General features: G+C 71.4%; 26 protein-coding genes. 15 read left to right on the top strand and 11 right to left on the bottom strand.

The window, feature by feature from the left end:
- Nucleotides 1–42 precede the first annotated feature (42 nt).
- On the top strand, nucleotides 43–576 hold the full coding sequence (locus O7624_RS10495) for a hypothetical protein (protein WP_093401945.1): 534 nt from the start codon (nucleotides 43–45) through the stop codon (nucleotides 574–576).
- Between the two features lie 91 nt (nucleotides 577–667).
- Here the strand turns inward: O7624_RS10495 and O7624_RS10490 are convergent, their stop codons facing one another.
- On the bottom strand, nucleotides 668–1,456 hold the full coding sequence (locus tag O7624_RS10490) for a D-Ala-D-Ala carboxypeptidase family metallohydrolase (protein WP_093401944.1): 789 nt from the start codon (nucleotides 1,454–1,456) through the stop codon (nucleotides 668–670).
- Nucleotides 1,457–1,758: 302 nt separating this feature from the next.
- Between O7624_RS10490 and O7624_RS10485 the strand changes: the two genes are divergently transcribed.
- Together O7624_RS10485 and O7624_RS10480 are read left to right on the top strand one after the other, a co-directional pair.
- Nucleotides 1,759–2,388 carry a DUF6642 family protein gene (locus tag O7624_RS10485; protein ID WP_093402058.1) on the top strand — a complete coding sequence of 210 codons (630 nt, stop codon included), beginning with the start codon at nucleotides 1,759–1,761 and terminating at the stop codon, nucleotides 2,386–2,388.
- A 19-nt stretch (nucleotides 2,389–2,407) separates the two neighbouring features.
- Nucleotides 2,408–2,872 carry a PPOX class F420-dependent oxidoreductase gene (locus O7624_RS10480; RefSeq protein ID WP_282239854.1) on the top strand — a complete coding sequence of 155 codons (465 nt, stop codon included), beginning with the start codon at nucleotides 2,408–2,410 and terminating at the stop codon, nucleotides 2,870–2,872.
- Nucleotides 2,873–2,912: 40 nt separating this feature from the next.
- Here O7624_RS10480 and O7624_RS10475 read toward each other — a convergent pair whose 3' ends face one another.
- The 3 genes from O7624_RS10475 to O7624_RS10465 all read right to left on the bottom strand — a co-directional run bounded on the left by O7624_RS10475 (nucleotide 2,913) and on the right by O7624_RS10465 (nucleotide 6,386).
- Nucleotides 2,913–4,274: a M20/M25/M40 family metallo-hydrolase gene (locus O7624_RS10475; RefSeq protein WP_282239853.1), complete on the bottom strand. Its 1,362-nt coding sequence runs from the start codon at nucleotides 4,272–4,274 to the stop codon at nucleotides 2,913–2,915.
- A 188-nt stretch (nucleotides 4,275–4,462) separates the two neighbouring features.
- Nucleotides 4,463–5,107, bottom strand: a complete 645-nt coding sequence (locus O7624_RS10470) for an NAD(P)H-binding protein (protein WP_093401942.1) — start codon at nucleotides 5,105–5,107, stop codon at nucleotides 4,463–4,465.
- A 46-nt stretch (nucleotides 5,108–5,153) separates the two neighbouring features.
- Nucleotides 5,154–6,386 (bottom strand): serine hydrolase domain-containing protein, encoded by a 1,233-nt coding sequence (locus tag O7624_RS10465; protein ID WP_093401941.1) that lies wholly within the window; start codon nucleotides 6,384–6,386, stop codon nucleotides 5,154–5,156.
- 72 nt (nucleotides 6,387–6,458) lie between these two features.
- On the opposite strand from O7624_RS10465, the gene O7624_RS10460 reads away from it, so the two are divergent.
- The 5 genes from O7624_RS10460 (at nucleotide 6,459) to O7624_RS10440 (ending at nucleotide 9,142) form a co-directional block, all read left to right on the top strand.
- Entirely contained in the window at nucleotides 6,459–7,055 is a 597-nt protein-coding gene (locus tag O7624_RS10460; protein WP_282239852.1) for a pentapeptide repeat-containing protein, read from the top strand.
- A gap of 145 nt (nucleotides 7,056–7,200) precedes the next feature.
- A complete protein-coding gene (locus tag O7624_RS10455; RefSeq protein WP_282239851.1) occupies nucleotides 7,201–7,740 on the top strand; it encodes a hypothetical protein in 540 nt (179 codons plus the stop codon).
- A gap of 169 nt (nucleotides 7,741–7,909) precedes the next feature.
- Nucleotides 7,910–8,257 carry a DUF1330 domain-containing protein gene (locus O7624_RS10450; RefSeq protein WP_282239850.1) on the top strand — a complete coding sequence of 116 codons (348 nt, stop codon included), beginning with the start codon at nucleotides 7,910–7,912 and terminating at the stop codon, nucleotides 8,255–8,257.
- 91 nt (nucleotides 8,258–8,348) lie between these two features.
- The gene (locus O7624_RS10445; protein WP_282239849.1) at nucleotides 8,349–8,687 is read left to right on the top strand and encodes a hypothetical protein; all 339 of its coding nucleotides are present in this window, start codon (nucleotides 8,349–8,351) and stop codon (nucleotides 8,685–8,687) included.
- 173 nt (nucleotides 8,688–8,860) lie between these two features.
- A complete protein-coding gene (locus tag O7624_RS10440) occupies nucleotides 8,861–9,142 on the top strand; it encodes an adhesin (RefSeq protein WP_093401937.1) in 282 nt (93 codons plus the stop codon).
- Here O7624_RS10440 and O7624_RS10435 read toward each other — a convergent pair.
- The gene (locus tag O7624_RS10435; RefSeq protein WP_282239848.1) at nucleotides 9,126–10,133 is read right to left on the bottom strand and encodes a beta family protein; all 1,008 of its coding nucleotides are present in this window, start codon (nucleotides 10,131–10,133) and stop codon (nucleotides 9,126–9,128) included. The genes O7624_RS10440 and O7624_RS10435 overlap by 17 nt on opposite strands.
- Nucleotides 10,134–10,227: 94 nt before the next feature.
- On the opposite strand from O7624_RS10435, the gene O7624_RS10430 reads away from it, so the two are divergent.
- Nucleotides 10,228–11,115, top strand: a complete 888-nt coding sequence (locus tag O7624_RS10430) for a sulfotransferase domain-containing protein (RefSeq protein ID WP_282239847.1) — start codon at nucleotides 10,228–10,230, stop codon at nucleotides 11,113–11,115.
- A gap of 71 nt (nucleotides 11,116–11,186) precedes the next feature.
- Here the strand turns inward: O7624_RS10430 and O7624_RS10425 are convergent, their stop codons facing one another.
- The 3 genes from O7624_RS10425 to O7624_RS10415 all read right to left on the bottom strand — a co-directional run bounded on the left by O7624_RS10425 (nucleotide 11,187) and on the right by O7624_RS10415 (nucleotide 13,832).
- Entirely contained in the window at nucleotides 11,187–11,738 is a 552-nt protein-coding gene (locus O7624_RS10425) for a PepSY domain-containing protein (protein WP_282239846.1), read from the bottom strand.
- 136 nt (nucleotides 11,739–11,874) lie between these two features.
- Nucleotides 11,875–13,143: a HAMP domain-containing sensor histidine kinase gene (locus tag O7624_RS10420; protein ID WP_282239845.1), complete on the bottom strand. Its 1,269-nt coding sequence runs from the start codon at nucleotides 13,141–13,143 to the stop codon at nucleotides 11,875–11,877.
- Entirely contained in the window at nucleotides 13,140–13,832 is a 693-nt protein-coding gene (locus O7624_RS10415; protein ID WP_282239844.1) for a response regulator transcription factor, read from the bottom strand. Before O7624_RS10415 ends, O7624_RS10420 begins: the two co-directional genes overlap by 4 nt.
- Before the next feature lie 169 nt (nucleotides 13,833–14,001).
- Here O7624_RS10415 and O7624_RS10410 point away from each other — a divergent pair, with 169 nt between their 5' ends.
- The 5 genes from O7624_RS10410 to O7624_RS10390 all read left to right on the top strand — a co-directional run bounded on the left by O7624_RS10410 (nucleotide 14,002) and on the right by O7624_RS10390 (nucleotide 19,164).
- Nucleotides 14,002–15,450 carry an NF041680 family putative transposase gene (locus O7624_RS10410; protein ID WP_282236745.1) on the top strand — a complete coding sequence of 483 codons (1,449 nt, stop codon included), beginning with the start codon at nucleotides 14,002–14,004 and terminating at the stop codon, nucleotides 15,448–15,450.
- Between the two features lie 59 nt (nucleotides 15,451–15,509).
- Nucleotides 15,510–16,031, top strand: coding sequence for a septum formation initiator (locus tag O7624_RS10405; RefSeq protein ID WP_282239843.1), 522 nt, complete (start codon nucleotides 15,510–15,512; stop codon nucleotides 16,029–16,031).
- A 199-nt stretch (nucleotides 16,032–16,230) separates the two neighbouring features.
- The gene (locus tag O7624_RS10400) at nucleotides 16,231–16,638 is read left to right on the top strand and encodes a hypothetical protein (protein WP_093401931.1); all 408 of its coding nucleotides are present in this window, start codon (nucleotides 16,231–16,233) and stop codon (nucleotides 16,636–16,638) included.
- A 235-nt stretch (nucleotides 16,639–16,873) separates the two neighbouring features.
- Nucleotides 16,874–17,278 (top strand): cupin domain-containing protein, encoded by a 405-nt coding sequence (locus O7624_RS10395; RefSeq protein ID WP_170863296.1) that lies wholly within the window; start codon nucleotides 16,874–16,876, stop codon nucleotides 17,276–17,278.
- 89 nt (nucleotides 17,279–17,367) lie between these two features.
- Nucleotides 17,368–19,164, top strand: a complete 1,797-nt coding sequence (locus O7624_RS10390; protein WP_282240600.1) for a glycoside hydrolase family 15 protein — start codon at nucleotides 17,368–17,370, stop codon at nucleotides 19,162–19,164.
- Between the two features lie 42 nt (nucleotides 19,165–19,206).
- Here the strand turns inward: O7624_RS10390 and O7624_RS10385 are convergent, their stop codons facing one another.
- Nucleotides 19,207–20,400: a threonine synthase gene (locus O7624_RS10385; RefSeq protein WP_282239842.1), complete on the bottom strand. Its 1,194-nt coding sequence runs from the start codon at nucleotides 20,398–20,400 to the stop codon at nucleotides 19,207–19,209.
- A gap of 16 nt (nucleotides 20,401–20,416) precedes the next feature.
- Nucleotides 20,417–21,463: a DNA polymerase ligase N-terminal domain-containing protein gene (locus tag O7624_RS10380; protein WP_282239841.1), complete on the bottom strand. Its 1,047-nt coding sequence runs from the start codon at nucleotides 21,461–21,463 to the stop codon at nucleotides 20,417–20,419.
- A gap of 101 nt (nucleotides 21,464–21,564) precedes the next feature.
- On the opposite strand from O7624_RS10380, the gene O7624_RS10375 reads away from it, so the two are divergent.
- Complete coding sequence (locus tag O7624_RS10375; protein WP_093401927.1) at nucleotides 21,565–22,350, top strand: aldo/keto reductase; 786 nt, start codon at nucleotides 21,565–21,567, stop codon at nucleotides 22,348–22,350.
- A 144-nt stretch (nucleotides 22,351–22,494) separates the two neighbouring features.
- On the opposite strand, the gene O7624_RS10370 is transcribed toward O7624_RS10375, so the two are convergent.
- Nucleotides 22,495–23,022, bottom strand: a complete 528-nt coding sequence (locus O7624_RS10370; RefSeq protein ID WP_282239840.1) for a GNAT family N-acetyltransferase — start codon at nucleotides 23,020–23,022, stop codon at nucleotides 22,495–22,497.
- Nucleotides 23,023–23,128: the final 106 nt, after the last annotated feature.

Genomic DNA, 23,128 nt, shown 5'->3' with positions numbered 1-23,128 from the left:
GGTGCTCAAGCGCACCGCTACCGGAGCTGCGGGAGGTCTGCCGTGCGAGTTGATGAGCAGTCGACGGATCCCATCGATCAGATTCTGGGCGAGTTGCCGGTCCCGACGCCGTTGACCCCTGAGGACGTCCGGCTGGCCGTCCGGGCGGTGGTCGTGCACGCGGCCGAGGAGTGGCCGTCCGGGGCGCTGTGCCGCAACGATGGTGCCCGGTTCCCCTGCCGGCTGCATCGTTGGGGTCGGAAGGTACTGCTGAACCACGGGCTCAACGAGCGACAGCTCGACGCCCTCATTCGGCACGGCAATCCGTTCGTGCACGTGCCGTTCCCGTTCCTGATCAACGGCCCGTCGGCGGGACGTACCCCCGCCGCGCGTCCGGCGGGCACCGACCGGGCCGCCGGTTACCCGCCGCGGGCCGCCGGGCATCCCGGGCGACCCGAGCGCGCCGCCGGATACCCGGCGCGTGGCCCGGCGCCCCGGGTGGCCGCCCCGGTTGGGCGTACCGGTGTGCGGGCGCCCGGCTCCGGCCGGCCGGTGGCACCCCCCGCCACCGCGCCGCGCTGGCCGCGGGCGAGCTGAGCGGGCTCGCCCGTCGGCGGTACGACGCCGGCCCGGAGCGCGGGGTCATTCCCCGCCCGCGCCCGGGCCGGCGTCGCGATGCATGCTGCGATCAGCGGTTCCCGGCGGGGATTCCGCAGTTGGGTGCCGCCCAGTAGGTGTTGTTCGCGCTGCGGTCCTGGTTGTTCTCCCGCCGCGAGTCCACGTGGACGTGGGTGTTGTGGCCGGAGACGCCGGGCCCGATGATGCCGCTGAAGCCGTGGTTGCGGGCCTGGCGGGCGATCTGGCACAGCGACCTGTCGTTCGAGATGAGGTCGGCGGCGTTGCCGTAGAGGTGCTGGCTGTCCGACGCCCCGCCCACCCGGTTGTTGCAGGTGCGGCTGCGGAACCCGCTGGTGACGATAAGCGGCTGGTCGCCGAGGCTCTTGCGCAGCGCCTCCAGCTTCCACATGGTGCGCAGCGCGTTCTGCCGCGTCTGGGTGGTGCTTAGCGGGCCGCCGTCCCATCCGCTGCCGCCGCAGCCGTCGTCCATCTCGCGGTAGGCGAAGTGCCGGGGCGTGCAGTTGTTGTCCTGGAGCTGGTACAGCTTCCGGAAGGTCTGCGGGCCGGCGATCCCGTCGACCCGGAGGCCGTACGCGGACTGGAAGCGGCGAACCGCGGCGGCGGTCTTCGGGCCGAACCGTCCGTCCAGCTCCACGACGTTGTTGTTGCCGGCCCAGCCGGCTATCCGTAGTTGCAGCTCCCGCACGTCGCTGCCGGAGCGACCCTGGTAGAGGTTGCGGTCCCAGGTGTAGCAGCCGTCGGCATGGGCCGCTGGCGCGGCGACCACCGAGGCGATCGCGGCACCCGGCAGGGCCAGGGCGAGGGCGACGACTGCCCGTTTCAAGGTGTGTACGCGCACAGAAGTCCTCCCGATAGGAGAGTGAATGGGATGGCCTCCGGGACTTCGACCGGGCTGTCCCGTGGATCCACCCTCGCACCGGGGCAGCCGATTGGAGGGGATAAACGAGAATTGTCCTCGCAATTCACCGTACCTGAGCATTGGCTGGGAATTGGGCCCGTTTATGAATCCGGCAATCGGTACCTAGGGGCGGTAGAGAAGCCACTTCAGTGCGGAATGCCGCAACCGGTGACACGGAGGGTGATGTTCTCCCGGTCGACCGGCCCGGTAACGTCAGCGCCGGCGAGGACGGGGAGGTGGGCGTGGCGCGTGGTGGCATCTTCTGCGTCGAGGGCCAGTGGCACCGGGATCTCAACGAGCGCGGGTCCGTGCTGCCCACCCTGGAACTGCTCGAACGGCTGGGCAAGGTCCGCTTCATTCACAAGGACGCGGCCACCCGGGACGAGCTGTTCTACTTCATCGACCGCTGGCTGCTGAAGCAGTACGCCGACCATCGGCTCGGCTTCTTCGCCATGCACGGCGAACCGAACCGGTTGTGCCTCACCGACTGGCACTCGGTCGAACTCACCGAGGTGGCCGACCTGATGGCCGGGCGCTGCGAGGGGCGCCGTCTCTACTTCGGCAGCTGTTCGGTGCTGCGCGCGCCCGAGCCGGTGCTGCGGGACTTTCTCGACGTCACCGGCGCCGCATTGATCTGCGGCTTCACCCGCGAGGTGGACTGGGTCGAGTCAGCGGCGTTCGAGACCGTCCTGCTCGACGTGCTCGCCAACGGCCGCCGGCACAACGCCGCCGAGCTGCGGATGGGCTCGGCGCACTGGGCGCCGCTCGCCTCGTACCTGGGCTTCCGGATCATCTACGCCAACGGCCGGGCCTGGCGACCCTCGCTGCGCCCCCGCGTACCCAGCCAGCCGTCCGCCGGTCAGCACGCCTGAGTGCTGGTAGAAACGAGCGATGGCACGCATGATCGCTCGTAACACCCGGGTCGACCGGGACGAACTTGTCGAGTTTCTCCGCCCCCGGCACCGGGTGGTGCTGATGACCACCCGCGCTGACGGCCGGCCGCAGTCCTCGCCGGTCGCCGCCGGGTTGGACACCGAGGGCCGGCTGGTGATCTCCAGCTATCCGGAGCGCGCGAAGGTCGCCAACATCCGCCGCGACCCCCGCGTGTCGGCCTGTGTGCTCTCCGACGACTGGAACGGCCCGTGGGTGCAGGTCGACGGCACCGCCGAGGTGCTGGACCTGCCCGAAGCCCTCGAACCGTTGGTGGAGTACTTCCGCAGCATCTCCGGCGAGCACCCGGACTGGGACGAGTACCGGGCGGCGATGCGACGGCAGGGCAAGTCGTTGATCAGGATCACCATCACCGGGTGGGGGCCGGTGGCGACCGGCGGCTTTCCGGCTCGACTGGCCGACTGACCCGGGCGGGGCGCGGCGAAGTGCCGCGCCCCGCCGGGGTTCAGCGCCGAGCCGTCGCGTACGCGGCGCAGCCGATCAGTTCCATCGAGACCTGGAGCCGTTCCAGGCTGATGTTCTTGGCGATGGTGTCCTCGGGGCTGTGGTACGGCGGCTCCAGCAACGCCGGTGACTCCTCGCCACGCCAGGAGAAGTTCGCGCTGGCGATGCCGACCTCCTGGAAAGACTGGTGGTCGCTGGCGCCGCGCTGGGTCACCGGTGAGATCCGCGGCTCGTAGCCGAGCCGCCGGGCGGCGGCGGAGACCTCGTCGGTGGCCCGGTTGCTCTCGCCGGTGAACGACAACAACCAGTACCGGGTCGCCGGGTCCCAGCTGGTGGCGACCATGTCGTTCTGGTAGACGGCGAGGATCCGGTCCCGCTCGGGCTGGGGCAGTTGAGCCACGTAGTAGCGCGAACCGATCAACCCCTGCTCCTCCGAGCCCCACAGGGCGAACCGCACCGTGGCGTTGATCGGCACCGCCTTCAACACCCGGGCCAGTTCCAGGCAGAGCACGGTGCCCGAGCCGTCGTCGTTGGCGCCCGGCGCGCCGATGACCGAGTCGTAGTGGGCGCTGACCATGACGACCGGCCCGTTGCGGCCCGCCCGACCGCACCGCTCCGCCAACACGTTGTGCGAGGTCAACCCCCGGTGGGCGGTGGTGGCGACGGTCAGGGTGAGTGGCCCGGCCGCCAGCAACGCACGTAGCCGGTGCTTCTGCGCCTGAGCCACCCCGACGACCGGGATCGGCAGCGGCGCGGCGGCGGAGCCGGGCAGGGTGGGGGAGAACGCCGACGCGCGACGGGGTGCCACCAGGTCGGCCGGCAGGAAGACCACGGCTGCCGCCCCGGCCGCCACGGCGGTGGCGGCGAGCTGTTCGCGCTGGGCCGCGACATAGTCCACAAGTACGATCCGGCCACTGACGTCGGCCGGGTAGTCGCCGGGCGTACCCGCGCCGACATCGACCACGGGCGCGGTGATCCTGGTGTCCAACGCGGCCTGTCCGCTCGCGCCGACCTGCCAGTTCAGGTCCCGAGGTAGCCCGGCCGGCGAGCTGAGCTGGGCGAGGAACTTGTCGGCGACCGGGAAGGGTTGCAACGTGGTGTCGTAGCGCAGCCGGTCGAGCTGGCCGGCGATGTAGTGCGCCGCCCGGCGCTCCGAGTCGGTGCCGCCGATGCGTGGGCCGATGTCCTCGGAGAGCACCTTCAGGTGTTGCAGGGCACGCTCTGCCGACAGCTGCGCGACGACGATCCGGTCGTGGGGGGTGAGGGTCGGGGGCCGGTGCGCGCCCGGACGCCGGTCGGCGGACGCCCAGGCGGGGGCGGGCAGCGTCACGGCGGCGGCGCCACCGAGTGCGACGGTCAACATCCGTCGCCGGTTGAGCGAACCTGATCCGGTGGTGCGGGACGATTCGTGCGGGGTTGTCACGGTGTCGTCGAGCGAGGCCAAGACGGCGCCCTCCTGATTCGAGGTCCGACCCGCGCGTCAGGGGTGTGACGCCCGGGTCACAGAGACTCGAATCTATCCGGCGAGCAGCCGGCGCTCAAGATCAGAGATCAGTAGGCGGCGGTGAAGCGCATGTTCCGGAAGCGCCCGTTCTCGATCTCGTCGACCACCGCGACCGCCAGGTCCTCGTAGCTGAGCACGCTGCGGCCCTGCGCGTCGGTCACCGGCTGGTCGGTGCCGGTGCGGTATCGGCCGGTGCGCTCGCCCGGGTGGAATTCAAGCGGTGGCGGGCTGACGTATGTCCAGGTCACCCCGTCGGCCGAGGAGCGGTAGAGGTCCAGGGCCTCCGCCTGCCCCAACGCGGAGTCGCGGTACTCGTCGGGAAAGTCCGGGTCGTCCAGCAGCCGGCCACCCGCCGGGTTGAGCAGGGTGGCGCCGCCGCCGATGTGGATCACCCGAGGCGCCGCCGGCATTCCGCGCAACGCGGCGAGCAGGGTCCGCGCCGCGTCGGGCCACAGCGTACGGTCGCCGCCGCCGATCGCCACCACAAGCGCGTCCGCCTCCGGCGCCAGTTCCCGCACACTCCGCTCACTCGTCGCGTCACCGGTGACGACCCGAACCCCGGCCGGCAGGTACGACGCGTCCGCCTCGGGGCGGCGTACCGCAGCCACCACCCGGTGCCCTCGGTTGAACGCCTCCCTGACGATCCGGGAACCCGCGGTGCCGGCCGCACCGAACACGACGATGTTGACCACGCCTCCCAGGCTAGGGATTCGGTCGGGTGGGTGTCGGCGGAACGGCTCAGTCGACAAGTGCCGAGTAGACCAGCTGGCGTAGCTGCGGCCGGATGGGCCAGGTGCTCGACGGCATCAGCTGGGTGAAGAACATGGCGGTGATCTCCTCGACCGGGTCGACCCAGAACGCGGTGCTGGCCACGCCGCCCCAGTAGTACTCGCCGACGCTGCTCGGCACCCGGCTCGGCACCGGGTCGTCGACGACCGCGAAGCCGAGGCCGAACCCGATGCCGTCCAGGTTGGTCTCGGCGAACCCGCCGGTGGACAGCGTGCCCAGGTCCTGCCCGCCGGGCAGGTGGTTGCGAGCCATGAAGCGCACCGTGCGGGGGCCGAGCAGACGGGTGCCGTCCAGCTCGCCGCCGCGCAGCAGCAGCTGGGTGAAGCGGTGGTAGTCGGCGGCCGACGAGATCAGCCCACCGCCGCCGGAGAGCAGCACCGGCTTCTCGTACGCCAGCGCGCCCAGCGCGTCGTGCCGCACCGCGCGACCGGACGCCGGATCCGGCACGTACAGGGCGGCCAGCCGCTCGGCGTCGGCGCCGTCGACGTGCCAACGGGTGTCGCCCATGCCCAGCGGACGCAGGATCCGTTCGGTCAGGAAGGTGTCCAGGCTCTGCCCGGAGACCACCTCGATCAGCCGGCCGAGCACGTCGGTGGCGACCGAGTAGCCCCAGGCGGTACCGGGCTGGAACAGCAGCGGCAGCTCACCGAAGACCCGGCAGGCGTCGGCCAGGTCGACCTCGGCCGGTGGGTAGAGGTCGTAGCCGGCGGCCCGGTACAACCCGTCGACCACCGACGTCTGCATGAAGCCGTAGGTCAACCCGGCGGTGTGGGTGAGCAGGTGCCAGATCCGGATCGGCTCGATCGCCGGCACGGTGTACGGCTTGAGCGTCGAACCCTTCGAGTAGACCCGCATGTCGGCGAACTCGGGCAGCCAGCGCCCGATCTCGTCGGTCAGCTCGAAGCGGCCCTCCTCCCACAGCATCATCGCCGCGACCGAGGTGATCGGCTTGGTCATCGAGTAGATCCGCCAGAGGGTGTCCGGCTGCACCGGCGTACCCGCCTCGCGGTCCCGCAGCCCGTACGTCGAACTGTGCGCGATCTCGCCGCGCCGGGTGACCACCGCCTGCCAGCCGGCGAGCCGGCCGGCGTCGACGTAGCCGGCGAAGTGTTCGTCGATCCGGGCCAGCCGCGTCGGGTCGAATCCGACCTGCTCCGGCTCGATGCTGGGTGCCATGCTCACCTCAGCGAACCTACCGGCCGGTACGCGCGGCGGGAAGGCATGTTGTCGGGGTCACTGGTTAGCCTGCGGGACATGCCGGAGCCGACCGAGGACGTCACCTTCCACGACGAGGACTGGTACGCCGAGGACCTGGCCGACCGGCACTTCGTCAACTGCACCTTCCACCGGGTGGATCTCACCGAGGCGACCAGTCGGGGCGCGATCTTCGAGGGCTGCACCTTCGGCGACGTGGCGTTCAACGTCTCCCGGCACACCGACTCGGCCTTCACCCGGTGCGCCTTCGTCCGGTGCAACCTCTTCGAGGCGGAGTTCACCGGCTGCAAGCTGCTGGGCAGCACCTTCGACCGCTGTGACCTGCGGCCGTTGACGGTGACCGGAGGCGACTGGTCGTTCCTCACCCTCGCCGGTGGCGACCTGCGCGGCGCGCGCTTCACCGGCGTACGGATGCGGGAGACCGACCTGTCCGGGGCCGACCTGACGGGCGCTGAGCTGACCGGGTGCGACCTGTCCGACGTGCAGTGGCGCGGCACCCGGCTCTCCGGTGCGGACCTGCGCGGCAGTGATCTGGCCGGGTTGGATCCCACGGTGGTGCACCGCGTCGGGGCGGTCATCGACGTGATGCAGGCGGCGACCCTGGCCCGGGCGCTGGGCTTCGATATCCGGGGCTGAGCCGTCGTGGCGAAGACATGAAATTCTCTGTCGTCTATGCGAATCAGTCTCGGTGTCTCGGCTGTCGATGCCTCTAATTGTTGATGCAGCCAGTATCGCCTGGCCGTCCGTACATCGACTCCGACTCATGGAGGATTGGCGTCCGATGATCCGTACCGTTCAGGCCGCGCTCGTCGCGGCAGTGCTGACCGTGGTCGCGGTGGTGGTACCGGTGGGGCCGGCAACGGCGGCCGCCAGTTGCTCGACCTCGTCGTCTCAGGCGATCGTGGGGGGCTTTCGGGTCACCCTCCGCTGTGGCGACGCGGGATACATCCACGGCTTCGGCCGTACGCTCACCGACGCGAACCTGGAGGCGCTGCGTCTCTATCAGCTCTACCTCACCTACGGCGTGAGCTGCCGGGGCTCGCTCATCGACTCCCTGGTGGGCGGGTTCGACGTGCAGATCTACTGCCCGGGGTCGTACACCAACAGCTTCGGCAGCAACCTCACGGACGCGGCAGCCGAGGCCCGGGAACTCGTGACGATGCGGCTCTCCGGCGGTCCGGACTGCGATGGCACCACCGTCGCGGCGATCGTGGGCGGCTATCGGGTGACGCTCTTCTGCACTGTGCGGTACGTCCGCGGTCAGGGCAGCACGCTCACGGAGGCCGCACAGATCGCCCGGCTCACCGCGGCGCTCGGCTGAGCGGGGCCGCCGGCCGGTCGTTGCCCGGCCGGCGGTCCGCTTCCGCAGTAGCCTGGTCGGCGACCGTCCCGACGACCGAGGCGAGAACGGCCACGGGCGAAGGCGCGGCTGTGGTCGGTCATGACCGCCATCTGGCCGGCCTACGACGACGACCAGGGGAGGACGAACGATGCCCGCTTTCGCGTTGGCGCACCTGCGGAACCCGCAGGTCAACGAGGATATTCTGACCTACCTGGAGCGGATCCAGGCCACGCTGGAGCCGTACGGCGGCCGGTTCGTGGTGCACGGTCCGGAGGTGGACGTACGCGAGGGTGAGTGGCCGGGCAGCGTGGTCATCCTCGAGTTTCCCGACCGGCGGCAGGCTCACGCCTGGTACGACTCGCCGGCCTACCAGGAGATCCTGCCGCTGCGTACCCGTCACATCGACGCCTCGGCGATCATCTTCGACGGGGTGGGACCGGGCTATGACCCCGGCCGGACCGCGGCGGCGCTGCGGGCGCAGACGGCGACCGGCTGAGCCCACGGGACAGTTTGTCCGTCACCCCGGGTCCACCGGGTCGTAACGTCCTGCTGTCCGTGTTCGACCGTCCTGTGTGGAGGCCAGGCCGATGAACAGCAGCAGCAGTACCGTCCGTCCCGCTCCGCCCACCGGTGAGCGGTCCAGGGTGGGGTTGCGGGAGATCCCGCTGCCGCCGTACGTGACCGCCGAGGATGCCCAGTTCGCCGTGCGGGCTGTCGTGGTGCACGCGCCACGACGCTGGTCGGGCGGCACGGTCTGCCGCAACGACGCCAGCCCGCACCCGTGCCGACTGCATCGGTGGGGCACCCGGGTGCTCGCGCTACGCGGTCTGCACGACGCCGACATCGCCGCGTTGATCGAGCGCGGTGATCCCGCTGCCCCGCTGCCGCCCCGGCCGCCCCGGCCTGAGCGGCGTGAGGAGCCGTAACCCACTCCAATACCCGTACAACCGGCCGTCATGCCTTGTGTCGCGCTGACATCGCTCTATTTGACGGACGCCTCGACAGCGGGCAACGTTGGGGCCTGGAGGGGCCTTGAGCTGCCCCGATGTGGCGGTGGGTGGCACCGCCTGGGAGCCAGAAACCCACGAGGAGTCCCACCATGCTCACGATGACCGACAATGCCGTCCTGGTGATCCGTGATCTCGCCGCGCAGCAGGACGTCTCCGAGGGCGGCGGCGTACGCATCGCCGCGGACACCACCGCCGGCTCGCTCACCGTCGAGTTGGTGCCCGCGCCGATCGAGGGCGACCACGTGGTCGACAACCAGGGTGCCCGGATCTTCCTCGATTCCGATGCGGCCGACCTGCTCGGTGATGCCTCGGTCGACGCGACCGTCGACGACGAGGGTGTCGTGCAGTTCGGGTTCACCGAGAAGGAGTAGCTCGGGCCAGCGCGTTCAGTACGTGGGCCAGATGGTGTGAGGTGCTCCACGCCATCCAGTTGGTGGCCGAGCCGGCCCCGGCACCCCGCCTCGCTCGGCGCGCGATCTCCTGATCGCCCCAGGAGAAGCTCGCGCCCGTGGCCGGCCAGTGCGGGCCCGACACCAGCGTGCGACACAGGTCGGCGATCCGCTGGTCGCCCTGCCCGCGGCGGCGCGACCAGCGGTGGATCAACCAGGCGCGGTCGCCGGTGTAGGGGACCGTGAGGTGCCGGTCGACGGCCGGCTGGGCAGCGGCCGCCGAGGCCACGCCGTAGTCGCCGAAGGTGACACCCAGGTCGGCCAGCCGCTGCCAGAGCAGCCAGTCCCAGCGATCCACCCGTACCGGCTCGTCGATGGGCAGTCGGGACAGGGCCGGCGGCATGCCGCCGGCCACCACGCTCACCGAACGCCAGGCGTGCCGGCGGGTCCAGTCCAGCATCCGCCGGACCCGGGGCTCGGCCAGCCGGACGTCGGCCGGGCAGCACACGTCACCACAGTCGAGCACCAGATCACACTGCTCAGGGGCCAGCCGTGCGTGTCTGCCGATCCGTTCCACGGCCGTGGTGGTGGCGTCGGGGCCGGCCCGATCCTGACGTAGCCGCAGGCGTACCACGCCCCGTTGGGTCTGCGCGCGAGCCGTGGCACCGAGCGCCGCCAACCGCCGCTCACCGTCCGTCAGGCCGATCACCGGCACCAGCGGTACGCCCCGGCAGGCCAACGCGGATGCCGTGGTGTCGGGTAGGGCGCCGATGTCGACGGCGGGAAGCAGCCCGGGGGGCAGTCGGGTCAGCGGGCCGATGACGGTTTTGTCGACTTCGGACAGTTGCAGGATCGGGCTGAGCAGCGGGGCGAGGGCGTCGTCGAGGTGGCCGAGCGCCTCCAGCTCCCCGCGCCGTGCGGCGAGGACAGGACGGTAGACCGGCTCCTCCGCCCGTCCTCCGGGGGCGGGCATCATAATTCAATGTAGCCAGACGATTACCCACCACCCAGAGCGGAGCAGCGGGAAATCGGCGGGCAGGTGTCAACTCCCTGACTATCCTCGCGTGGTGTCTGACGCACCGACCCGGTACCGGTCCACCGACGAGGACAGCGCCCGCTGGCTGAGCTTTCCCTTTCGTCCAGGAGACATCGTGATCAGCACCCGCTCCAAGAGTGGGACGACCTGGATGCAGATGATCTGCGCTCTGCTGGTGCTGCGTACGCCGGAACTGCCGGCGCCGCTGACCGAGCTGTCACCCTGGCTCGACTGGCTGGTCGAGCCGCCGGAGCGGGTGTACGCGCGGCTGGCCGCCCAGCGGCACCGCCGCTTCATCAAGACCCACACTCCGCTCGACGGGGTGCCGATTGATCCCCGGGTGCACTACGTGGTGGTGGCCCGCCATCCGCTCGACGCGGCGGTCTCGCTGCACCACCAGAGTGCCAATCTGGATCGCGCCCGGCTCGCCGAGCTGACCGGCCAGCCCGCGACACCGGAGCCGGAGAGCCCTCGTCCGTCGGTCGAGCAGGCGCTCGTACGCTGGATCGACGCGAATCCGGATCCACGCGCCGAACTGGATTCGCTGCCGGGTTTCATGTGGCATCTACGCGACGCCTGGGCCCGCCGGCACCAGCCGAACGTGCACCTCGTCCACTACGACGACCTTCGGGCCGACCTGACCGGGCAGATGCGACACCTGGCCGAACGCCTGGACCTCGAACCGCCCGGACCGCACCTGGTGGAAGCGGCCACCTTCGACCGGATGCGGGACCGCGCCGACCGGCTCGCGCCCGACGCCGCCGGCGTGCTGAAGGAACGCAGCGCCTTCTTCCGCAGCGGTCGGTCCGGTCAGGGCGACGAACTGCTGGACGCAGCGGCGCGCGCCCACTACCGCTCCCGGGTCGCGGCCCTGGCGCCGCCGGACCTGCTGGCCTGGCTCCACCGTGCCGAGGCGTGAACGCCGGCGCCCCGGTGCGGCGGGTGCCGCTCCGGGGCGCTGATCGAGCCGGCTACGGCCCGCCGACCGGGTCAGTCGTCGTCCCGGTCGTCATCGTCGTCGTCATCGTCGTCATCGTCGTCATCGTCGTCCTGGTCGTCATCGTCGTCCCGGTCGTCGTCCACCGGCTCCTGCTCGGCCTTGACGACCTCACCGGACTGCCGGTCGACGTCGACCTCGTGCTCGGTGCCGCCGTTGGCGATCTCGACCTCCCAGACGGCCCGGCCGTTCTCCTCGTCCCGGTCGGTCTCGGTGATCTGTCCACCACCGGCCTGTGCCAGAGCGATCTCACCGGCCCGCTCCCGGCTTACCGCGTCACCCTCGGTCGCCGACTGGGTCTGCGCCGGAACGCTGGTTGCGGCGCTGCTCGGGCCGGCAGTGGTGGTGCCGCTCGGGTCGGCGGTCGCGGGGTCGGTGGGGTCGGCGGGAACAGCCGCGGTCGTCGGGGCGCCGGTCGCGGCGGTCAGGGTCGTCTGCCGCGCCGGACTGTCGTCCGCCGCCGCGACGCCGAGGAACACCCCGGCCGCCGCGAGCACCGCCGCCGCGCCGCCGACCGACGCCAGGATCAGGGGGTTGCGCTTCATCGTCTACACCTCTCCTCGGTTGTTGCATTGAGGATCGGCCGTGCCGCGATAGCAGCGCGCTGTCCGAACCCTAAGCCCCGGTTAAGACCGGCCCTGCGCACGGAAGTGACAGCGCCCAGATCGGGGCGCGGCGGGGTTACGCGCGGCCGAGCCAGAGTTCCACTTCTGCGCCGCCGCCGGTGCGTTCACCCAGGGTCAGTCGGCCGCCGCTGGCCTGGGCCGCCCGGCGGGCGATGTCGAGCCCGAGTCCGGTCGAGCCGGCCTGGCTCGCCCCTCGGCGTACCAGGTCGGCCGTGATGCCGGGGCCTTCGTCGGTGACCGTCAGGACCACCTGGTCGCCGACGGCACGGAGCCGGACGGCGAAGGGGGTGCCGTCCGGGGTGTGCGCGAAGACGTTGCCGAGCAGGGCGTCCAGCGCGGCGGCCAGCTCGTCGGCGGCGACGGCGACCGGAACCGGGCCGGGTGCCAGGTCGAGATCGACCGCGCGGCCGGTCTCTTCCGCCAGCACCGACCAGAAGGCGACCCGGTCCGCCACGGTGGTCGCGGCGTCGGCGATCACCGTGCCATCGGTGGGCGTACGCCAGCGGGCCTGCCGGATCAGACCGGTGACCGCCCGCTCAAGGCCGTCCACCGCGTCGATCACCCGGGCGGCGTCCTGCGGGTCGCGCAGCGACTCGGCCTCCAGCCGCAGGGCGGTCAGCGGCGTACGCAGCCGGTGCGACAGATCGGCCACCTGTTCCCGCTCGTGCACCAGCAACTCCTGAATCCGGCCGGCGAGGTGGTTGAGGGCGCCACCCACCTCGCGTAACTCGACCGGCCCCGACGGGCTCACCCGCGCGTCCAGCTCGGCGTTGGCCAACCGGTGCGAGACCTCCGAGAGCTCGCTGATCGGGCGGACCAGCGTGCGGGCCAACCGGTCGGCGACGGCCAGGGCGATCAGCACCAGCAGTGCTCCGAGCAGGGCGAGCACCAGCCAGGCACGACCCACGCCGGCGGTCATCTCCGCCCGCGGCACCACGGTGCGGATCACGGTGGTGCCGTCCGTGCGGCCCTGCACCGCGATGACCACCTCCCGGCCGTCGGCCGTCTCGGCGGTGAGGCTCTGCCCGCGCTCGGCCAACTCCACCGCCGGGGTACGGGTGGCGTTCGAGCCGAGCACCGTGCCGTCCGGCAGGAACACGCTGACCGGCCGGGCCGACTCGGCGGCGAGCTGTTCGACGGTCAGCCGTACGGTCTCCGCGTCGGCGGCGCCCACCACGGGAGCGAGGCTCTGCGCGTCGGCGGTGGCCCGTACCGTGGCCCGGTCCTCGGCGGCGGTGCGCAGCAGCAACGCCAGCGGCACCAGGAAAGCGATCACGATGAGGACGCTTACCGCGGCCACCAGCAGCGCCAGGCGCGCCCTCACCCGCCGACCTCCGGAGCGACCAGCCGCACCCCGACTCCGCGTACCGTGTACAGGTAGCGCGGCTGCTGGGCACTCTCGCCGAGCTTGCGGCGCAGCCAGGACAGATGCACGTCAACGGTCTTGTCCGCCCCGCCGTACGGGATCTGCCACACCTCGGTCAGCAACTCCCGCTTGGTCACCACCTCACCGACCCGGCTGGCCAGGTGCCGCAACAGGTCGAACTCGCGCGGGGTCAGCTCGACCGGCGTGCCGTCGATGCTGACCTGCCGGGAGCGGGGGTCGATGCGCAGCCCACCGACCACCACCGTCGGATCCTCCGTCGGTCCACCTGGTCCGCGACGTAGCACCGCGCGTACCCGCGCGTCGAGTTGGGCGGCGGTGAACGGCTTGACCACGTAGTCGTCGGCCCCCGCGTCGAGCACCTGGACGATCTCCCGCTCGTCGTCGCGGGCGGTGGCCACGATGACCGGGACGACGCTGACAGCCCGCAGCATCCGCAGCAGCTCGCGGCCGTCCAGGTCGGGCAGCCCGAGGTCGAGTACGACCAGATCGGGGCGGTCGTCAAGGGCGTCGCGCAGCCCGGTCATCGCGGTAGAGGCGGCGGCCACGGCGTGTCCCCGCTCGCGCAGCGCCCGCACCAGCGGGGCACGGATGGTCAGGTCGTCCTCGATCAGCAGCAGGCGGGCCACAGCAGGCAGGGTATCCCCGGCGGTCGGCGTGGGCCGGTTACGTTAACCGTCCCTTAGCTTGATCTTTAACCTTTGGCGGCTGGTCGGTGACCCCGGCTGATCATGGTGACAGCCCCTGGTCGATCATCTTCTTGTCGAGGGAAGAGGATCAATACCAGGGGCTGTCTTGGTGGTCAGTGTGCATGATGCTGGTTCTGCTGGTGCGTTCGGGGAGCTGGCGGCGTTTCGGCGGGAGTTCCATGCCTGTCTGACCGCTCGGGCGGATGCGATGTTCGAGTTGGCCGACGCGGTGTTGTGCGGCGACGGGCCGGTGCATTCGCTGGTGGAGCTGTCGCTGGTGGGCGAGCATCGTCGTGGCCATGGGTCGCTGTACGCGGCGCTGGCCCGAGGTCGGGTGGATGTCGAGCGGCTGCGCAGGAGCTTGGCGGCGCTTCCGCTGCCTCGCGCGGCCGACGGCCGGCTTGTCCTGGCGGTCGACATCACCTGCTGGCTGCGGCCCGACGCGCATACCTCCGCGGAGCGGATCCTGTGCCACACCTACGGCCGCGGCAAGGACCAGCACGTGATGATTCCTGGCTGGCCGTACTCGTTCGTCACGGCGTTGGAGCCCGGTCGCAGTTCCTGGACCGCGCCGCTGGATGCTCAGCGGCTCGCGCCGGGCGATGATGCCGCCACCGTCACCGCCGGGCAACTCCGCCACCTCGTGCAGCGACTCATCGCCGCTGGGCAGTGGCGCACCGGTGATCCCCACATCCTGGTCGTCGCCGACGCCGGCTACGACACGCCCCGATTGGCATACCTGCTGCGCGACCTGCCGGTGCAGGTGCTGGGCCGGATGCGCTCCGATCGAGTGCTGCGCCACGCGGCCCCGCCCCGACGGCCGGGCACGAACGGTCGACCACCCCGCCACGGCAGCGAGTTCATCTTCGGTGACCCCGCGAGCTGGGGCGCGCCCGAGGTGACCACGGTGACCGACACTCGCCTCTACGGCGCTGCCACCGCCCGCAGCTGGGACCGGCTACATCCCCGGCTGACGCACCGCAACGCCTGGATCGACCAGACCGGCGACCTGCCACTCATCGAAGGCACCGTGATCCGGCTGGAGGTGAATCACCTGCCTAGCGGCGCGATCCCGAAGCCGGTGTGGCTGTGGTGGTCCGAGACCGATGCCACACCCGCCGACGTTGACCGGCTCTGGCAGGCGTTCCTGCGCCGCTTCGACATCGAGCACACCTTCCGGCTGCTCAAACAGACCCTTGGCTGGACCTGCCCGAAGATCCGCACCCCACAAGCCGCCGACCGGTGGACCTGGCTCATTCTGGCCGTCTACGCGCAGCTGCGCCTGGCACGCGGCCTCACCAGTGACCTGCGCCGCCCCTGGGAGAAACCGACACCGCCCGAACGCCTCTCACCCGCCCGCGTCCGACGAGGGTTCCGGCACCTCCGCGCGAAGACCGCCTGCCTGGCCAGCGCACCGAAACCCTCCCGACCAGGTCCAGGGCGACCACCAGGCCGACCGAACAAGCAACCCGCTCAACGACACGACGTGCACATCAGCGCGAACGCAAGGAAGAAACCGAAGACCTCGAGCAGTCCCCGCCCACGCCGCACAGGTTAAAGATCAAGCTTAGCGTTGCCCGAAGGTAGCCCCAACCGGTGATCGGGGATAGTCGGGTGATGGGCCGTCGAACCTTCCTCGCCGTGGCCGGATGGCTGGCCACCGCGGTCGTCGCCACCCTGATCGGGCTCGCCGCGATCCGATTGGTGGGTGAGAGTCTCACCGGGACGCCCGGTGGGGTCCGCAGCCAGGAGGAGATCGCCCGCGCGCTCGCCGATCCGGTCCCGGCCGGTCCCGGATCCCCCGGTGGCGCGCCGACGGGTACCCCGTCGCCCGGCACCGGGCCGACCGACGCCGGCCCGGACGGGTCGCCGTCGAGCCCGGTGTCGCCGGCCGACCCGGGCACGGAGCCGGGCAACCGGCGCGGCTTCTCCACGGTGGGCGGCAGCGCGGTTGCCGAGTGCGTGCCGGGCGGGGTCTACCTGGTTTCCTGGAGCGCCCGACCGGGTTACCGGGTCGACGACGTCGATCGTGGCCCGGACGACGACGCAGACGTCACGTTCGTCGGGCCGAGCGGCGAGTACGAGCTGTCCGTGCGATGCGCGGGCGGGGTGCCCACCGTCGACCTCGACGACGACTGAGCGTTCAGGTATCACCGCAGGTCAATGGCATGATCAACAGATCAAATGTCCCGTATCGGACAGTCATTCGCCTGGCTGCCGACAGGGAACGCGACATACGTTCGAGGCACAAAGGGGGCTGATCGGCGCTGATCCCCCTTTAGGCGCCGCAACCAACTCAACACGCCAGGGCCGCTCGGCCGGTTCGGGAAGGAGTCCGATGTCCAGCGCGAGAGCCAGGAGCAGAGGCGCACCGCAGCCGGTGCCGGGGGACGAGGCCACGGCTCACGCCGAGGCCGAACACACCACCTGCGCCGGCGGCGGCATGCCATCGACCGCGAGAGTCCTCTTCGCCGTGGTCGACGCCGACGGTCACCTGGTCCGAGGGCTGGGCGCGGCGGCGGCCAACCGGTTGCGGACCGGGATGTACCAGGTGGTCTTCGACCAGGACGTGACCGGCGCCAGCCTGGTCGGCACCGTCGGACTACCGGGGAGCACCGGCCTTGCTCCGGCCGGGCAGATCGCGGTCGCGGGTCGTACCGGCATTCCGAACGCCGTCTTCGTGACCACCTTCGACGGTGTCGGGTCGGCCGCCGACCGTCCCTTCCACCTGGCCGTGCTCTCCTGAGCAACCGCCCGCCGCACACGAGCGCGCGGCGCCGTTGACCCGAGGGTCGAAACCGCGCCGCGCTCGGCCGTCTCCCACCGCCGCAGCCGTACGGCGGTACGTCAGCGGGGACCTGGCATGACCGGGGTCGCACCGGTCGCTGGTGTCGATCCCCGATCTGCGCCAGTCCAAACCGCGGGGCGGTGGCCAATTCCACCATTTGCGAAGCGCGGCGTGGACCGGTCCGCAATGGGGTATGTGTCGGGGCATGGAGCACTTCACTATCGCTACCGTCGCCGAGAAGAGCCCGGACTTCCGGCGGGTGCTGTGGACCGGGAACCACACCCAATTGGTGATCATGACGATCCCGCCGGGCGGCGAGATCGGTGAGGAGGTCCATGAGGACATCGACCAGATCCTGACCTTCGTCAGCGGCACCGGTGAGGCGCGAGTGGCCGGGGAGAAGCGCGAGGTGGTACAGGGTGACCTGGTGGTCGTACCGGCCGGCACCCGCCACAACTTCGTCAACACCGGGCCCAACCCGCTGGTGCTCTACACCGTCTACGGGCCGCCGGAGCACGCCGACCAGGCCGTGCACCGCACCAAGGAGGAGGCTGACGCCGCCGAGGCCGCCGGGAAGGACGAACCGCCCACCTCCTGAGTCCGCCGCCCTCGCCGGTCTCCGCCCTGGGCGGCGGAGACCGGCGAGACAGCGTGATGAGGCCCGGAATCCCGGGTACGCCGACCGGCATGGAGCAGCCGGCGATCTCCGACTACGGGTACCTCTCCGACTGCCGTTCGGGCGCGTTGGTCAGCCGGGCCGGCTCGATCGACTGGTGGTGCCCGAACCGGTTCGACTCGCCCTCGGTCTTCGGTCGGCTGCTCGACCCGAACGGCGGTCACTGGCAACTGGCACCGGTGGCCGTGGGACAGGCCGGGCACCGGGTGCAGCGCTCGTACCAGCCGGACACGCTGGTGCTGCGCACCGTGCACCACACCGCGGAGGGCAGCGTGGCGGTCACCGACGCCCTCGCCGCCGAGGTGGGTGCCCGCGCCCACGAGTTCGGCATGCGCTCCCCGGCCGTGCTGCTGCGCGTCGTCGAGGGACTGTCCGGCCGAGTGCCGATGACCTTGGACTACCGCCCGCGACCGGAGTACGGCCTGCTCACCCCGTACCTGAGGGAGTTGCCCGACGGCTCGGTGACGGCCGTGGCCGGGCCGGTGGCGTTGGTGCTGCGGGGTACCGGGCTGCCCCTACGCGCCGAACAGGACCGGGTGCGGCAGACGTTCGCCGTCGACGCGGGGCAGGTGATCGGTTTCGATCTGGCCTACGCGCCGGCGTACGGCGAACCGCCGGCCCGGCTGGATGCGATCTCCACCCTGGCGGACACGGTGCTGGCCTGGGAGGCATTCCGCGAGAGCCACCGGTACGAGGGGTGCTATCCCGAGGTGGTGCGGCACAGCGCCACGGTCCTCACCGGCCTCACGTACGCCCGCAGCGGCGCGGTCGCCGCGGCGCCGACCACCTCGCTGCCGGAAGAGTTCGGCACCGACCGCAACTACGACTACCGCTTCTGCTGGCTGCGGGACTTCGCCATGACGATGCGGGCGCTGTGGGTGGCAGCCTGCCCGACGGAGTCGTCCCGCCTGTTCGAGTGGGCCGCCCGCTCGATCGGCCGGATCGGCTCCGATCCGGTGCCCGTGCTGTTCGGGCTGGAAGGGGAACGCGACGTCTCCGAGCACGACTGCCCACACGTGCGCGGATACGCTGGAAGCCGGCCGGTGCGCGCCGGCAACGACGCCTGGCGTCAGCGGCAGCTCGACGTGCCGGGTGAGGTCATCTCGGCGGTGTGGCGGTTGCACGACTACCTCGGTGATCAGCTCCCCGCCGAGCTGCGCGACATGGTGCTCGGCCTCACCGAGCAGGTGGCGACCACCTGGCGACTGCCCGACCGGGGAATCTGGGAACCGCGCGACCGGGAGCGGCACTACCTGTCGTCCAAGGTGCTCTGCTGGGTGGCGATGGACCGGGCGGTGCGGCTGGCCCCGCAGTTGGGGGAGCAGGCGGACGTGCGGCGTTGGGCCGGCATCCGGGACGAGATCCGGGCCACCGTGCTCCGCGAGGGTTTCGACGAGCGCCGGGGCGTCTTCACCTCCGCGTTCGGGTCGCCGGAGCTGGACGCGGCGGCCCTGTACCTGCCGGTGGTGGGGTTCCTGCCGGCCGCCGACCCACGGATGTGGGCCACAATCGAAGCGGTCGAACGGGAACTCGGCGGTGCCGACGGGCTGATCCGCCGCTGGGACGACGACCCGGCCGGCTTCGTGCTCTGCTCGTTCTGGCTGGTGGAGTGCCTGGTGCTGGCGGGCGAACGGGAACGGGCCGCCCGGCTGTTCGAGCAGGTCACCGGGTACGCCAACGACGTGGGGCTGTTCAGCGAGCAGATCGATCCGGCCACGGGGGCGCACCTGGGCAACACGCCGCAGGCGTTGTCCCACATCGGTCAGGTCAACGCCGCATGGCGGCTGACCGACCCCACCGGCGAGTGACGCCTGCCGCGTTCCGCATCGACGCCGGTGCGCCAGCGCACGTCAACGGGGCAGCACCGGTACGCCGGAGACGTCGATCGTCTCCGGATACTTCACGCCAGCACCGGTGTTCAGCACGACCACGCGTTCACCCGCCCGGATCCAACCACCGGCCCGCAACCGACGCGCGGCGGTCAGGCAGGCGGCCCCCTCGGGGCAGAGCAGCAGGCCCTCCCGGGCGGCGAAGTCCCGCAGGTCGGTCAGGATCTCGGTGTCGTCCACCGCGATCGCGGTGCCGGCGGTGGCGCGCAGCGCGGCGAGAATCAACTCGTCGCCCAGCGGTGCCGGAACGGTGATGCCGAACGCCACCGTGTGGGCGTCCTCCCACGGTTGTGCCCGGTCGTCCCCGGCGGCGAACGCCCGCACGATCGGCGCGCAGCCGGTGGCCTGCACCGCCACCAGACGGGGCAGCTTGTCCTCGACCCAGCCCAACTCCCGCAGCTCGCCGAGAGCCTTGTGGATGCCGATCAGCCCCACGCCACCGCCGGTCGGATAGATGATGACGTCGGGGACCTGCCAGCCCAGCTGCTCGACGATCTCGTACCCCATCGTCTTCTTGCCTTCGAGGCGGTACGGCTCGCGCAGCGTGCCGGCGTCGAAGACGCTGCCCTCGGAGGCCGCGACCAGCGCGGCCACCTGGCGCCCGGCGTCGCCGATCAGGCCGTCGACCAGGCGCAGGTCGGCACCGGCGGCCACGCATTCCCGACGGCAGATGGTCGGCGCGGACAGCGGCATCACGATGGTGGCGCCCAGCCCCGCCCGGGTCGCGTAGGTGGCCCATGCCGCGCCCGCGTTGCCGTTTGTCGGCATGGCGATCCGCCGGATGCCCAGTTCCCGGGCCCGACTCACGCCGACGGCGGCGCCGCGCGCCTTGAACGAGCCGGTCGGGGTCAGTCCCTCGTCCTTGACCAGCAGGTCGTCGACGCCGATGTCCGCGCCGTACGCCGGCGCGCGCAGCATCGGCGTCCATCCCTCGCCGAGGGTGGTGACGTGCCGTGGGTCGGCCACCGGCAACAGCTCCCGGTAACGCCACAGATCGGCCGCGCGCAACCCGAACCGCTCCGGCTCGATCACCCGCGCCGCCGCCGCGAGGTCGTAGCGCGCCAGCAGTGGCGAGCCGCATTCGCAGAGGTTCTGCGGTACGCCAGCGTCGTGTTCCCGGCCGCAGCGCGGGCATTCGAGGTGGGTCAGATACACGCCACTCCTCGCCGTCTCAGCTCGCGTCCACGCTGCGCCACGCGCGGCTGCGGCGACCAGGCTCGTAGGCGGAGTCCAGCCGCTTCGCCACCACCCCGGGCAGGCCCTGTTCGCGCGCCGCACGCATGGTTTCGGCACCGGCGCCGGGAAACCAGGGCGGAGTCTGCCAGTGCGGCCCGGCCAACGCCAGCGAGTCGAGCAACTCCCGTCGCTGCGGGTACGGCAACTCCAGGCTGCTCACCCCCTCCAACCAGAGCAGGTCGACAAGCAGGTACTGGGCATCGACGGTGCTGCGCCCACCCCGCGCCGGCCGGACCTTCCCGGCGCTATCGATGCGGACCAGCACGCCGTCCAGCACGACCTCCGTCGGTGCCAGCGCCTCGGCCATCGGCCGCAACCACGGATATTTACCGGTGACCTCCTCACCGGCGTCGGAGAGCAGCCGCAGCCGCCCGCCGGAGACGTACGCCACCGCGCGTGTCCCGTCCCAGCGCAGCTCGTACCCCCAGGCGGCCTGATCGGTGGGGAGCCGGCCGGCGGGCGTGGGACGCATCGGCGCGACCAGGTCGGGCATGGCGCTCCAGCCCGGCGGTGGCGGGTCGGTGCGTCGCACCATCCAGTCCCGGCCGTCGCGCCCGCCGGTGGCGAAGAGCACGTACCGTCCGGTGGTCCGCTTCCCGCGCAGCTCGACCACCACCTCGCGGTCCTGCCACTTCTCGCAGCGGTAGGTGCCTCGGTCGTGGATCAGCATTCGGCCGCCGCCGTACTCGCCGGCCGGGATCTCACCGGAGAAGTCGAGATACTCCATGGGGTGGTCCTCGGTGTGCACGGCGAGGTGGTTGCGCCCCTGATCACGGGGCAGCCCACGCGGCACCGCCCAGGAGACGAGCACTCCGTCGCGCTCCAGCCGCAGATCCCAGTGCAGGCTGCGGGCGTGGTGCTGCTGGATGACGAACCGGGCGCGGTCGCCGGCCCGGGACCGCCGGGGACGCTCAGCCGGGACCGGCTCGGGGGTACGCGCGGCGTCCCGCTTGCGCCGGTACTCCTCCAGCCGGTCAGCCACGTCCCGCATTCTCCGGCAAATCGCGCCGACGCGCCCGGCGGCGGGACTCGACGCGCCCGATCTCGGGCATGCCCAGCGTCATCGGGGGTAGAACGGTCGACATGAACCACAGTGACCACCCCACCGCAGTTCTCCCCGGTGACGTCCGGATACCGCTGCTCGGCTTCGGCACCTGGCAGGCGACCGGCGAAGAGGGCTACAAGGCCGTCCTCGCCGCGCTCGACGCCGGCTACCGGCACATCGACACCGCCACCATGTACGGCAACGAGGAGGAGGTCGGCCGGGCGATCCGGGAGAGCGGGCTGCGCCGGGAGGACGTCTTCATCACCACCAAGCTCCCACCCGAGCGGGTCGGCCGGGAACGGGAGACGATCGAGGAGAGCCTGCGTGCCCTCGACGTCGACTACGTGGACCTGTGGCTGGTCCACTGGCCGCCGAACAACCCCGGTGACCTGATCCCGGTCTGGCGGGAGATGCTCGCCGCCCGCGACGCGAAGCTGGCCCGGGCGGTCGGGGTCAGCAACTTCAGCACCGCCCAGATCGACGAGCTGATCCAGGCGACCGAGGAGAACCCGGCGGTCAACCAGATCAAGTGGGGACCGCGGCTCTACGACCGGCAGCGGCACGCCGAGCACCGGGACCGTGGGGTGGTGCTGGAGGGCTACAGCCCGTTCAAGACCACCGATCTGTCCGACCCGGTGCTGACCCGGATCGCCGGCGCACACAACGTCTCGCCCGCCCAGGTGGTGCTGCGCTGGCACCTCGACCACGAGATCGTGGCGATCCCCAAGTCGGTGACGCCGGAGCGGATCCGCGCCAACGCGGACATCTTCGGCTTCTCGCTGACCGCCGAGGAGATGCGCGACATCGACGCCCTCGGCTCCTGACCCGAGCCGGGTGACGCCGCGATCCGGATGCGGGGCGCGAGCCGGGCGCCGCCGCCATTTGCGGCATCTCGGGCTCTCACCACTTCGGGAGAGCCCGAGATGCCGCATGCCGTGCGCGGTGTCGCCGACCGTCGGTCGTCGTCGTCAGGTGACGGCCGGCGGTGCCGGTTCGGTGTGCGCCCAGCGGTGCAGCGGGTAGCGGCGGCGCTTGTCCTCGACGAAAACCGGTTCGTCGTCGGTCGGCCGGTAACCGCCGGACCGGGCCACGGCCACGCTACCGGTATTGTCCGGTTCGATCTCCAGGTACACCGTCGGCAGGCCGACCACCCGGTGGGCGTATCCGGTCATCAGTCGAAGAGCCCGGCTGGCCAGGCGTTGACCGCGATAGGCCGGGCCGATCGCGTAGCCGATGGTGCCGGCTGCCAGGTTGAGCATCACCTCGCCGCGGGCCAGGTCGTCGCCGCTGGTGACGGCGAGGTAGATCCGGGCACCGGCCTGTTCGGCGCGCCGGGCGGTGTTCAGGTACGCCTCGGCGGCGACCCGGTCGAACGGGGCCGCCACCGGCAGGCGGTACGCCATCTCGGCGTCGTCGAAGAGCTTGACCAACTGGTCCAGGTCGCCCTCGGACCACGGGCGCAGGACTATCCCGTCGCCTTCCAGGCGTACGTCCACGGCAGCTCGGCCCCCCCATCGTCGTGGCTGCCAAGTCTGCGAGTTCCCGACAGCGCGGAGCAACCCCGGGTGGGCATCGGCCGGTGCCGGCAGACGGCCTGGTCGG

The organism is Verrucosispora sp. WMMD1129 (assembly GCF_029581255.1).
Taxonomy (GTDB): Bacteria; Actinomycetota; Actinomycetes; order Mycobacteriales; family Micromonosporaceae; genus Micromonospora; species Micromonospora sediminimaris.
Note: the sequence above shows the minus strand (reverse complement) of the source record. Positions and strands in the feature narration are given on the sequence as shown.